Here is a 13,841-nt window from a genome sequence, read left to right as displayed (position 1 = left end):
AACAATGTCCGAGCCAATATTGTATTTGTTGTCTCTAGATAAATTATCAGCAGTAAAACGACCTAAGATGTCTAAATTTTCGTCCGTAATATTCGTGTTATTTCTAATTTGATACTTAAAATACGGTGTATATAAACCTGTACTGGTAAAACTCAACGTGTTCTTGTCATCAATATAATAATCAAAATTAAGATTGAGATTATGTGTTTCAGACCATGTGTTTCGATTCACACCAGATTGCCATATTTCTTCAATATTATTCAAATCATCCAAATAATTAACGGTATCATCCTGATCTCTATTAATCTTTTGATTAGTATAGCTATAATTTACATTTAGGTTGACTTTATCATTTTTATAATAATGACTCGTCGCAGCATTATATCTTGGAAAAACACCTTGTGTGTAATTTGTTTGGACACTTCCACGATATCCTGTTACTAAATTTTTACTCATTATAATGTTAATCACAGAGCCACTGTCTGCGTCATAACTTGCGGGCGGGTTTGTTATAACCTCAACTGACTTAATACTATTTGCTGGTGCCGTTTCTAAAAATTGAATCAACTCATCTGAAGTCAATTGCACACGACGATTATTTATAAAAACAGTAGCGGGAGCACTTTTAATATTAACACCTCCCTCTGACACAATAATACCAGGCGTACTTTTTAAAACACCAAGCGTGGAGCCTTGGGTTAAAGCTGTATTCTCAATATTAAATATCAGTCTGTCTGGCTTACGAATTATGGTCGGTTTTTTAGAAATAACAATTACTTCGCCTAAACTTTCTGGTGTTTCGTTAAGCTGAATAGTCTTTAAATCTAAGTTTCCTTTCAGAATAATCTTCTGCTCAAATTCTTCAAACCCAATAAAGCTAACTTTAATAAAAAACATAGTAACTGGTAAGTTTTTAAATTTAAAATAACCGTTTTGATCTGTTGAAGTTCCTTTTATAAATGTAGTTCCATCCTCTGCTAAAAGAATAACATTAGCCAACTCAATAGGCTTGCTGTTTGAATCAATAACTTTTCCTGAAACAGAAAATTCCTGAGCAAAAGCAATAGAAGATAACGCAAAAAGTAATGCGCTTATAAAAAGTCGCAAGTCAACAATCATTAGCATGTTTTATACTGCAATATAGAGATTGTTTTTTACTTTATGTTACGGTTTTTCCGTAATTCAGCAAGCTTTTAATCCTGTTTTTGACACTAAAAAGCGCAAGAAAACACCTATATTTGCATCCAAATTATTGTTTTAGAAGGATACATGAAGAACATTCGTAATTTTTGCATTATTGCACATATTGACCACGGAAAAAGTACATTAGCAGATCGTTTACTAGATGCTACAGGTTCTGTAACTGCACGCGAACAACAAGCGCAGCTTTTAGATAGTATGGATTTGGAACGCGAACGCGGTATTACCATTAAGTCACACGCTATTCAAATGGAATATACCTTTGAAGGCCAAGAGTACGTATTAAACCTTATTGATACACCTGGTCACGTAGATTTTTCTTACGAGGTTTCTCGTTCAATTGCTGCTTGTGAAGGTGCTTTGTTAATTGTAGATGCTGCTCAGAGTATTCAGGCACAAACAATTTCTAATCTATACTTGGCTTTAGAAAATGATTTAGAAATTATTCCCGTATTGAATAAAGTGGATTTGCCAAGTGCAAATCCAGAAGAAGTTACAGACGATATTGTAGATCTTTTAGGTTGTGATCCGGAAGAAGTTATCCATGCCAGTGGAAAAACTGGTTTTGGTGTCGAAAATATTTTAAAAGCAATTATTGAACGCATTCCTGCTCCAAAAGGAGATGTCAATGCGCCTTTACAAGCCTTAATTTTCGATTCTGTTTACAATACCTTTAGAGGTATTGAAACGTATTTTAGAGTCTTTGATGGTGAAATTAAAAAAGGACAAAAAATTAAATTCGTCGCCACAGGAAAAGAATATTTTGCTGACGAAGTTGGGACTTTAAAGCTAACACAAGTTGCTAAACAAAGCGTTAAAGCTGGTGATGTAGGTTATTTAATTACAGGAATTAAAACCGCTAAAGAGGTTAAAGTTGGTGACACTATTACTGATTTCGCTAACCCAACGACTAATATTATAGAAGGTTTTGAAGATGTAAAACCAATGGTTTTTGCAGGTATTTACCCAGTGGATACTGAAGATTACGAAGAGCTCCGTAATTCTATGGAAAAATTGCAACTAAATGATGCGTCTTTAGTTTTTCAGCCAGAAAGTTCTGCCGCATTAGGTTTTGGTTTCCGTTGTGGATTCTTAGGTATGCTGCACATGGAGATTATACAAGAACGGTTAGAACGCGAATTTGATATGACTGTAATTACGACAGTTCCTAACGTATCATATCACGCGTACACCAATAAAAACCCAAATGAAGCTTTTGTCGTAAATAACCCTAGTGATTTACCAGAGCCAACAACCGTTAACCGTGTTGAAGAGCCTTTTATAAAAGCAACCATTATTACCAAGGCTGATTTTGTTGGTAACGTAATGAGTCTTTGTATTGAAAAACGCGGTATGATTATTAACCAGACCTATCTAACAACAGAGCGTGTAGAGTTGATTTTTGAAATGCCGTTAGCTGAGATTGTTTTCGATTTTTACGATCGTTTAAAAACAGTATCTAAAGGCTATGCATCTTTCGATTATTCGCCAATAGGGAGAAGAGCTTCTAAATTAGTGCGCTTAGATGTGTTACTAAATGCACAACCAGTAGATGCCCTTTCGGCTTTAATTCACGCAGACAACGCTCAACACATTGGTAAGAAGATGTGTGAAAAATTGAAAGAACTTATACCGAGACAACAATTCGATATTCCTATTCAAGCGGCTATTGGTGCCAAAATAATATCTAGAGAAACCGTAAAGGCGTTACGTAAAGATGTAACTGCTAAATGTTATGGTGGTGATATTTCTCGTAAACGAAAGTTATTAGAAAAGCAGAAAAAAGGTAAGAAACGTATGCGCCAAGTTGGTAATGTAGAAATTCCTCAAGCCGCTTTTATGGCTGTGCTTAAGTTAAATGATTAGCATATTCCTTCGTAAGCAGGGTTCTAATTATCGAGACTACTAAGGGCTAAAACGAAACAGAACCTTTACTGGTAAGAAAATAGTCCTTGCCTAATAGGAATAGTAAACACAAAAGAGCCTTAATCTTCTTGTGCTACTCTTTCAACATCAAAAGGCTTACCTAAATAAACCAACTTGTAGTTTTCACCTATAGTATCAATATCTTTGTTGTAGGACGAAATAATGTGCATTTCTCCTTCCTCATCTTTTAAAAATAAAGGAATCATATCTTTATTTTTATTGGTAATTTCTATAAGGCTTTCATAGTGTGCTTTATCATCTATATCTATATCTTGGATAGATGGGTATTTTCGAGTAACCTCAGCTAAGGTGATATAATCATCTGTATGAGAAAACAAACCCTCCTTGGGGTTGTCTTCTGGGTTGTTCATTTCGGTAGTAGTTACTAATCTGAACGAACCATTTTCACCAAATTGCTCACTGAATTTATTAATAGCATATTTATTAATCTCTGGATTTCCTGTCATAGCCATAAGATAACCAACATCGTTTAATTCAATATTATCAGAAAGTGTTTCAGAATAAATATTTGTGTTTAACGCTTCTAAACCCAATTCTTTTGCCTTATCTATGTTATTTTGATTACTGTCTATAAGCACAACGTGTCTCCCATTAGATTCTAAATAATGTCCAAGTAATCGTGAAACTTTAGAAGCACCAACGATTAAAATACCATTAGACTGTGTCAAAAACACACCAACCATCTTAGCAAACAGACGTGCCGTTGTGGCGTTAAGTAATACCGTTCCCAAAACAATCATAAATACTAAAGGCGTAATATATTCTGCACCCTCAACCCCTTCTTTTAATAATTTACTTCCAAAAAGTGAGGCTATACCTGCAGCAACAATACCACGAGGACCAACCCAACTTATAAAGAGTTTTTCATTGAGGGTTAACTTAGAGCCTCGTGTACTTATAAAAACCGCTAATGGCCTTATTATAAAAACAACTATAGCGAAAAGCACTGCAGTTTTCCAAGTATAAAGCAACATTAAATCTTCAATATTTATGTTTGCTGAAAGAAGAATAAATAATATTGAAATAAGTAAGACACTCAGTGATTCCTTAAAGTAAAGCAGTTCTTTAATATTGTCTAATTTACTGTTCCCTAAGACCATTCCCATCACTACTACGGCTAATAAACCAGACTCATGTGCAAATAATTCAGATTCGACAAATACTAATAATACTGTTGAAAGCGATACAACATTCAATAAATAATGTGGTATATATTTTTTGTTAATAGCAAATGCTAAGGCATGTGCAAACGTAAAACCAAATGTGGTACCAAATAACACAATTTTACCAAACTCAATCAGTGCTGTTTTAGTAAAACCACTATCACCACCAACACTTATAAACTCAAAGACCAAAACGGCTACCAAAGCTCCGATAGGGTCAATAAGAATACCTTCCCATTTTAATACTGTCGATACATCCTTTTTAAGCGGAATGTTACGTAAAATGGGTGTAATTACTGTTGGGCCTGTAACAATGATTAGACCCGCAAATAAAAACGACAAATCCCAGCTTAAATTAAAGGTAAAATGTGCCACAACACCAGCTCCAAAAAAGGTAACTGCTGAACCCAAAGTAATGAGTTTCGTAATCACTGGTCCAACGGTTTTTATTTCTGATCGTTTTAATGTTAGACCACCTTCAAAAAGAATAATACTAATAGCAAGCGACACAAAATAGTACAAACTATCCCCTGGGAATAGTCCTTTTTCACCATTCCAAATCGGTTCTATCCACTTGGTGCCATCTTCACTTAAAAACTCTGCAGCAATTGGCCCAACCAGTAAACCAATCAATATTAAAGGTAATATAGCTGGAATTTTTAACTTCCACGCCACCCATTGTGCTAAAATACCTAGTATGATAATTCCCGCTAATTCTAACATTCAGTATAGTTTAATTGAAGATGTAAAGTTAGTTAATAAGAATAAAATAAAATGGTGTTAATTATCCTTTATGGTAAGACGTAAAACCGAGCAGGCAGATTTTTCAGTGAATTTATCTTTACCTGTTCCAAAAAGAACACTAATCCAATTATCTTTTTGTGGTGTTCCTAAAATCAGTAAATCGTATGATGCAGATGCATTTGAAATAGCCTCAATAGAATCATTAGATTTTGTAATGTCCACTTTACAATCTGATTTTGCTTCTTTTAATAATTGGTTAGAGGATGCTTTAATATGTTCTAATTCGTTAGCTTCAATAGTCTCTGTAACGACACGCAATAAAGTAAATGAAGCTCCGTAAAATAATGCTATTCTATCTGCTACCTCAATGAAACTCTTATCATTCCGTCCTGGTCTTAGTGCTATTAAAACCTTACTAATATAGCGGACTCCATTATCTTTGAAAAGCGCAAAATTTGAGTTAATATTTGTCATTAACCATCCTATTGGATTATTAATTAATATACCTGTCCTAGCGCGTCCGTCCCAGCCGACAACTAACCAGTCACAATCTGTCTGGTCACTCAAATCATGTATAGTATCAGACATGTTATGAGTAACAATAGATTCAAAATCTACATTAATGCCTTTAGAAGCCGCAAGTCTCGAAAATCGTCTCGCCAAAGAGTTTATCTTAGGGTTTTCGTCCACCATGGCCTCTAAAAAGGTTTGATTTGGCACCTCTGTAATATTCGCCACCTGAAGTTTATCCTTTGTATTTAAAGCGGCTCCGATTTCAACTAACATTTCTGGTGACGTTTCGTTTCCTAGCAAAGGCACAACAACTCCAGCATCTTCAAGAATTTCACCATCAAAATATCCGGGATTAATTAAAACATCATTAGATAATTTTCGTTTTCTTCTATTTTTCTTTTTATAAAGTAAATATAAAGCTGGTCTGTGACCGTACTTTCTCAAAACACCTGTTCTTGACGTTTTCTTCCCAAATTTTAAATAAATTAAAAAACCAATAATCGTTATACTTAAAATAGCCATAAGTGGCACGAATCCAAGAAGTACTAAAAGAATAATTCCTGTAATAATTCCAAATAATTGAATAAAAGGATAAAACGGTGACCTATAAGCTGGGTTGTACCATTGCGTGGCGGTTTCTCTTAAAATAATGACACAAGCGTTGACTGAAATAAACATCATGACCATAAATGCACTGGCTAATTTTGCTATTTTTTCTACATCTAAAAAAAGAATTGCTAAAGCCATTACCAAACAGGTCATAACGATCGTAACCACTGGAGTTAAATATTTAGAATGTATTCTAGCCATAAACGTTGGTAGCAATTTGTCTATAGCCATGGCAAATGGAAATCTTGAAGCCGCTAACACTCCAGAATTCGCCATAGATACTAAAGTAATTACACCTATAATAGCAGCCACATAACCAATAGTCGTACCTCCTAATATATTAGCTATAGTATAAATTGGTTTAATGTCTGTTTTTAAAGTTTCCATTGGAATGTTACCAACCAATGTAAAAGATACGGAAACATAAATTAAAGCCATAATTACCAAGGACAGCATCATAGCTCTTGGTAAATTAATATTTGGTTTTTTTATTTCTCCTGCGATAGCAGCAATTTTAGTAACTCCAGCATAAGATATATAAATAAAGGCGACCGTAGAGGCAAGTCCGAGATTACCATTACTAAAAACGGGTTGTAAAAGTGCATCATCTACTCTAGGTATACCAAAAATTAATATAGCCCCTAAACTGATTAAACTTATAGTTACAATAACAAGCTGAACCTTCCCGACTTTTTTAATTCCAAAAATATTGAGAAAGAGAATAATTAATAAAAAGAATAAGGCAGCATATTTTGTGAAACCCTCGTTTATATTCACTAATACAGTTAGGTAAGCACCAAAGCCAACTAAAGCAAAAGAACTTTTTAATAATAAAGATAGCCATAAACCAATACCGGCTATGGTTCCAAAAATTGGCCCAAATGTACGCTCAATATAGACGTATGTTCCTCCTGATGACGGCATTGCCGTTGCGAGTTCACTTTTAGATAACGCGGCAGGTAAAATACAAACAGCAGCTAACAAATATGCTAACCAAATAGAAGACCCTGTTTTAGCGGCTGCAATTCCTGGTAAAACAAAAATACCACTACCTAACATACCTCCAATGCTTATGGCTATTGCCGATGTTAGTGAAACACTACGTTTTAAGGTCTTCAAATATTTTTAATTTGTTCCGAAAATAGGCTTTTTTTTACAACTTATTAAATCACAATTAAATCCAAAGGAATTTATCTATTTAAGGCGATTTTATTATTTTGCATCACTTATGAGATTATACCCAATACAAGCCGGCAATTTTAAGTTAGATGGAGGGGCTATGTTTGGAGTAGTACCAAAATCACTTTGGCAACGCACCAATCCAGCAGACAGCAAAAACATGATTGATATTGCTGCTCGTTGTTTACTTATTGAAGATGATGAACGTCTAATTTTAATAGACACAGGCATGGGAAATAAGCAAAGTGAGAAATTTTACAGTTACTATTTTCTTTGGGGAAATGACACACTAGATACGTCTTTAGCAGCTCACGGATTTCATAGAGATGATATTACAGATGTATTTATGACGCACTTGCATTTTGATCACTGTGGTGGAAGTGTGCAATGGAATAAAGATAAAACGGGTTACGAGCCTGCTTTTAAAAATGCTCACTTTTGGAGTAACAAAGCACACTGGCAATGGGCAACAGAACCTAACCGTAGGGAAGTGGCTTCGTTTTTAAAAGAAAACATCCTTCCTATGGAAGTATCTGGTCAATTAAAATTTACAGGTGTTCCAGATACTGTTATTCAAAAAAAATCAGAATTAGGTTTTGATATTTTTTATGCTAATGGTCACACCGAGAAACAAATGATACCTATGATTAATTACAAAGGAAAAACCATTTGTTTTATGGCAGACTTATTACCCACAGCTGGCCATTTACCAATTCCCTTTGTAATGGGGTATGATACAAGGCCACTGTTGACTCTTAACGAAAAAGAGTTATTTTTGAACCTAGCAGCAGATAATGATTACTATCTGTTTTTAGAACACGATGCACATAACGAGATTATTACAGTAAAGCATACAGAAAAAGGTGTTCGCCTTAATGAAACATTTACATGTAACACTATATTTAATTAAAAACAAACACTAATTTATATGAAATTGAATTACAGATTAATTGGTTATTTAGGACTTTCAGCAACCTTATTTATTGGTTGTGGAGCTACAGGAGACATACTCTCAACTCCGATTGAGAACATCGATACATCTCCTCTAAAGGTTACCGATTTAACCGAAGATGAAAAGAAAAATTGGGGACATTTAGATCTTGCAAATGATACGATTCCTGGTATGGCTGTAGATAGAGCGTATGCAGAACTTATTAAAGGGAAAAAAGGAAAAAAGACGATCGTTGCTGTCATAGATTCAGGTATAGATATAGATCACGAAGATTTAGATGGTGTTCTCTGGACGAATAAAGGTGAGATTCCGAACAACGGAAAGGACGATGACAAAAATGGTTATATAGATGATATCCACGGATGGAATTTTCTAGGAGATGGCTATGATGAGCAATTAGAATATGTGCGCATGTTATCTGCTAACGATACTTCTAATCCGCGTTTTGCAGAAGCCAAAGCAAAACACGATGAAGATTACCAATTATGGACGGGTCGTAAAACGCAATACGACCAAATCGCACAAGCGGTAAAAAGTGCAAATGAAGTTTTAACCAAACACTTAGGTAAAAAAAATTACACTATTGATGATATAAATGCTATTAAAACAGAAGATCAAAGCGTGTTACAAGCTGTTCAAATGGCAAAGAATGTTAATGCAAACGGCGTTTCTATGGCTGATGCTAAAGAAGAGATTAGTGGGTTATTAGATGGAATTAATGAACGCTTAAATTTCAACTTAAACAAAAACTTTAATGGCCGTAAAACGGGTGATGATATTAACGATTTGTCAGACACTGGTTATGGAAATGGAAACGTTAAGCCTGTAAAAAAATCAGAATCTCATGGTACGCATGTTGCTGGTATTATTGCAGCAGAACGTAATAATGGTAAAGGAGCAAACGGTGTTGCTAATAACGTAGAAATTATGGCTATTAGAGCAGTACCAAATGGAGATGAATACGATAAAGATGTGGCTTTAGCAATACGTTATGCTGTAGATAACGGCGCAAAGGTTATTAACGGAAGTTTTGGTAAGTCGTTTTCACCACATGCTGAATGGGTGAGAGATGCTATAAAGTACGCATCAGATAATGATGTGGTTTTTGTACATGCAGCTGGTAATTCTAGTGAAAATGTAGATGTAAAACCTAACTTTCCGGATGATAACGTAAATTTTACAGAAGTATCAAACACATATATAAGAGTTGGTTCTTTAACTTCAAAATATGGTTCTAAAATAGTATCTAGTTTTTCAAATTACGGAAAAAAGAATGTTGATGTTTTTGCACCTGGATCTGATATTTATTCTACTATTCCAGAAAATGAATACAAACCAAATAGTGGTACATCTATGGCTTCACCTGGTGTTGCAGGTATCGCTGCTTTGGTGCGTTCACAATATCCAAATTTAACAGCTGCACAGGTAAAACAAGTGATTTTAGATTCTGGTTTACCATTAAGTACAAAAGTAGTAGTTGGTGGTGACGCCTCAAACGTAACACCTTTTTCAGAATTATCTAAGTCTGGCAAAATAGCCAACGCTTATAACGCTTTAATTATGGCTTCAAAAATTAAATAAAAATGAAGAAATTACTGTTAAATCTAGCGCTAGTCGCTTTTATATTTTCTTGTGGCGCAACAGAAAAAATAACCCAAGACAATAAAAAACCAGAAGTAAAACCTGAGGGTTACTGGCAACAACACGTAGACTATGTTATGGAAATTGACATGGATGTAAATTCATTTCAATATAAAGGGGAACAAAAATTAGTCTACACTAATAACTCTCCAGATGTATTAAATAGGGTCTATTACCACTTATATTTCAATGCATTTCAACCTGGTAGTGAAATGGATGTGCGCGCTCGTACAATTCGAGATCCAGACCCAAGAGTCGGAGAGCGCATTAGTCAACTTCAACCTAACGAAATTGGTTACATAAAAATAAATTCTCTTATGCAAAATGGGACCGCTATTTCTTATGAAGTTGTTGGAACTGTTTTAGAGGTGAAATTAGACAAACCGATTCAGCCAGGTGAAAAAGTAACGTTTGATATGCTTTTTGATGGTCAGGTACCAAAACAAATTAGACGTTCTGGTAGAGATAACAAAGAAGGTGTTTCATTATCTATGACGCAATGGTATCCTAAAATGGCTGAATATGATTTTGAAGGCTGGCACGCAGATCCTTATATCGGAAGAGAGTTTCACGGCGTTTGGGGTGATTTTGATGTAAAACTGACTATTGATAAAGATTATGTTGTTGGTGGTACTGGTTATCTTCAAGGTGAAGAAAAAGCCGAAAAAGGAAAAAAGACACTTCATTATAAAGCACCTAAAGTTCACGATTTTACTTGGGCTGCAGATCCAGATTTTATTCACGATACATTTCAGGTGCCAAACGGTCCTATGCTTAACTTCTATTATAAAAAAGATTTAGAGCAAAAATATATTGATAGCTGGAAAAAACTACAACCAGATACAGCAAAACTCATGGAGTTCTTTAGCAAAAATGTTGGTAAATATCCATACGAACAATACTCAATTATCCAAGGAGGCGATGGAGGTATGGAATATGCGATGTGTACACTTATAACAGGACAGCGAAGTTATGGCAGCTTATTGGGTGTAACGGCACACGAAATGGCACATACTTGGTTTCAATTTTTATTAGCGACGAACGAAGCTAAACACGAGTGGATGGACGAAGGGTTTACAAGTTATATTTCTGCTTTAGCAATGAATGAGCTTCGTGAAGAAAAAAGAGATAACCCTTTGGCCGGTTCTTACAGGGGTTATTTAGCCTTAGCAAACTCTGGCGTAGAACAACCTTTAACAACGCATGCTGATCGCTATACGTTTAATCAAGCTTATGGTGCTGCTGCTTATAGTAAAGGGGCTGTGTTTTTGGCACAACTAGGTTACTTGATTGGTGAAGACAACTTAAATAAAACTATTAAGAAATACTTTGTAGATTTTTCGTTTAAACACCCTAAACCTTTAGATATTGTGCGAACAGCAGAACGTATTACTGACTTTGAATTAGATTGGTATTTAATAGATTTTGGACAAACTACTAATACCATTGACTACGGTATAAAATCTGTTGAAGGTGCTACAATAACATTAGAGCGTATTGGTTTAATGCCAATGCCAATAGACCTTTCTGTTACCTATGTAGACGGATCAACAGAACAGTTTTATATTCCACTACAAATGATGCGTGGAGAAAAACCAACGACTGCAACACAAGTTTCAGATTGGGCTTGGGCAATGCCAACCTACAGTTTTGATACAACTAAAGCTGTTAAATCTGTTGTAATAGATACCTCTCAAATGATGGCAGACATAAACCGAGATAATAATACATTTACTAAGGAATAAACACCTTTAAGATATGTCTAGCAAAACCGTATCTAGTTGATACGGTTTTCTATTTTTGTACAGATACTGAATTAATAATGAATTTCAACTATTCAAAAAAAGATAAACTAAAAAGTAAAAAGCTCATAGAGCAACTATTTACTGAGGGGAAAGCGGTAACGGTGTTTCCTTTAAAGCTTATTTATCTTAAAACTAATTTTGAAAATAACAGCACTCTAAAAACGGGCGTTTCTGTTAGTAAACGTCTCCATAAGACTGCTGTATCGAGAAATCGAATAAAAAGATTGCTTAGAGAGGCATATAGGTTAAACAAAACCCTTTATTTTAACAATAGTTCAACATCTTATACGTTTATGATTTTGTACCTTAGTAAAGATGGCGCAACTTTTGATAAATTAAATAAGGATATGAAATCGTTATTCGAGAAATTTATTGCCAAAACTTCTACAACATGAAAAAACTTTTAAATAAAAAAATAGTCTTTCCGTTTTTAGCTTTAATTATATTTTTTAGTACTACCGCTTTTAAAAATGATTTCTTTGAAATAGCAAAGCAGATAGAAATCTTTACGACATTATTTAAAGAAATTAACATGAATTATGTTGACGAGACTAATCCTGGCGATCTAATGGATACAGCTATTAAAAGCATGTTAGAGGATTTAGATCCTTACACACAATTTTATAATGAACAAGACGTTGAAGCATCTCGTATTAATAATGCAGGTGATTATACAGGTATCGGAGCAAAAGTGCTAACCCTAAAAGATAAGTTAGTCATAGTAGAACCTTATAAAAATTATGCAGCTGACAAAGCGGGATTAAAGGCTGGTGACGAAATTATTAAAGTAGATAATATAATGGTCGCAGATTTTAAAGATGATGCGGCAAATTTATTACAAGGTGCTGCGGGTACTGAAGTAATGGTAACTTATAAAAGACAAAACAAAACCAACACCATTAAAATTATAAGAGAATCCTTAGAAATTAAAGCGGTTCCTCATTACTCTATGGTAGATGAGAAAACAGGTTATGTTGTTCTTAGAAAATTTAATAAAAAAGCATCCGCAGAAACATTAAGTGCAATTAGAGCGTTGAAAAACCAAGGAGCAACACAACTTATTTTAGATTTAAGAGGAAATCCGGGTGGTTTATTAAGCGAAGCGATAAACGTTACTAATCTTTTTGTTCCTAAAGATCAACTTGTAGTAACTACAAAATCTAAAGTAAAAAAATATAATAAAACCTATTACACGCAACGAGAAGCTATAGATACTGAAATTCCTTTAGTGGTTTTAATTGACGGAAGCAGTGCTTCTGCTAGTGAAATTGTTTCAGGGGCTTTGCAAGACATGGATAGAGCCGTTGTGGTAGGTGCTCGTAGTTTTGGAAAAGGTTTAGTACAACGCCCTAAGCCATTAACGTATGGAACACAAATGAAAATTACGATTTCTAGATATTACACACCTTCTGGTCGTTGTATCCAAGCATTAGATTATTGGAATAGAGATGAAAACGGAAAAGCAACCCGTACTAAAAAAGAAAATTACAACGCTTTTAAAACAAGAAATGGACGTAATGTATTTGATGGTGGTGGAGTACAACCAGATGTAGAAGTTAATTTATCTAAGCAAACACCAATTACTAAAGCTATTCTTAATGAAAATTTAGTATTTAATTACGCAACCAAATACTATTACAACAATACTTTAAATGATTTAAAAACCTTTAAGCTTTCGGAATCTGATTTTAAAAATTTTAAAAATTATTTAAAAACCTCTGGCTTTAATTTTGAAACGAAAACAGAGCGAGCATTTAACACAGCTATAGAAGTTGCCAAAGAAGAGGAACTAAATACTAAAATTAATTCTGAATACATAAAACTTATAGGTGCCCTACAAACCTACAAGACTAATGCTATTGACGAAAATAAAGCGCAACTAAAACTATTATTAACTAACGAAATAATTAAGCGTTATTTCTATAGTGAAGGTTTATATACCTACTTTACAGCTAATAATACTGAAATTAAAAATGCGCTTTCAATACTTAATAATCCGTCTCAATATGCAAGTATTTTGAAATAAAACTTAAAAACATCTATATTTAGCAGTATATAATTTACAAAACGCCCACTAAATTATAATAA

At 34.2% G+C, this 13,841-nt stretch carries 9 protein-coding genes; 6 read left to right on the top strand and 3 right to left on the bottom strand.

Translation table 11 applies throughout. The features are described from left to right. Positions 1 to 1,119 (bottom strand): TonB-dependent receptor (locus tag B2U95_RS09335; RefSeq protein ID WP_296315439.1); only part of this gene is annotated, 1,119 nt, incomplete at its 3' end. A gap of 150 nt (positions 1,120 to 1,269) precedes the next feature. Here B2U95_RS09335 and lepA point away from each other — a divergent pair. After that, positions 1,270 to 3,066, top strand: a complete 1,797-nt coding sequence (lepA, locus tag B2U95_RS09330; RefSeq protein ID WP_296315437.1) for a translation elongation factor 4 — start codon at positions 1,270 to 1,272, stop codon at positions 3,064 to 3,066. A 119-nt stretch (positions 3,067 to 3,185) separates the two neighbouring features. Here the strand turns inward: lepA and B2U95_RS09325 are convergent, their stop codons facing one another. Next, a complete protein-coding gene (locus tag B2U95_RS09325; RefSeq protein ID WP_296315435.1) occupies positions 3,186 to 5,033 on the bottom strand; it encodes a cation:proton antiporter in 1,848 nt (615 codons plus the stop codon). 57 nt (positions 5,034 to 5,090) lie between these two features. After that, positions 5,091 to 7,295 (bottom strand): amino acid permease, encoded by a 2,205-nt coding sequence (locus tag B2U95_RS09320; RefSeq protein WP_296315434.1) that lies wholly within the window; start codon positions 7,293 to 7,295, stop codon positions 5,091 to 5,093. Positions 7,296 to 7,404: 109 nt separating this feature from the next. On the opposite strand from B2U95_RS09320, the gene B2U95_RS09315 reads away from it, so the two are divergent. From B2U95_RS09315 to B2U95_RS09295, 5 genes are all read left to right on the top strand, one after another. Beyond that, entirely contained in the window at positions 7,405 to 8,265 is an 861-nt protein-coding gene (locus B2U95_RS09315; RefSeq protein WP_296315431.1) for an MBL fold metallo-hydrolase, read from the top strand. An 18-nt stretch (positions 8,266 to 8,283) separates the two neighbouring features. Further along, positions 8,284 to 9,888: a S8 family peptidase gene (locus B2U95_RS09310; protein ID WP_296315426.1), complete on the top strand. Its 1,605-nt coding sequence runs from the start codon at positions 8,284 to 8,286 to the stop codon at positions 9,886 to 9,888. Between the two features lie 2 nt (positions 9,889 to 9,890). After that, positions 9,891 to 11,693 (top strand): M1 family metallopeptidase, encoded by a 1,803-nt coding sequence (locus B2U95_RS09305; RefSeq protein WP_296315423.1) that lies wholly within the window; start codon positions 9,891 to 9,893, stop codon positions 11,691 to 11,693. A gap of 77 nt (positions 11,694 to 11,770) precedes the next feature. After that, positions 11,771 to 12,148, top strand: coding sequence for a ribonuclease P protein component (gene rnpA, locus B2U95_RS09300; RefSeq protein WP_296315421.1), 378 nt, complete (start codon positions 11,771 to 11,773; stop codon positions 12,146 to 12,148). Further along, positions 12,145 to 13,779: a S41 family peptidase gene (locus tag B2U95_RS09295; RefSeq protein ID WP_296315418.1), complete on the top strand. Its 1,635-nt coding sequence runs from the start codon at positions 12,145 to 12,147 to the stop codon at positions 13,777 to 13,779. Before rnpA ends, B2U95_RS09295 begins: the two co-directional genes overlap by 4 nt. Positions 13,780 to 13,841: the final 62 nt, after the last annotated feature.

Source organism: Winogradskyella sp. UBA3174, assembly GCF_002364335.1.
Lineage (GTDB): Bacteria > Bacteroidota > Bacteroidia > Flavobacteriales > Flavobacteriaceae > Winogradskyella.
Note: the sequence above shows the minus strand (reverse complement) of the source record. Positions and strands in the feature narration are given on the sequence as shown.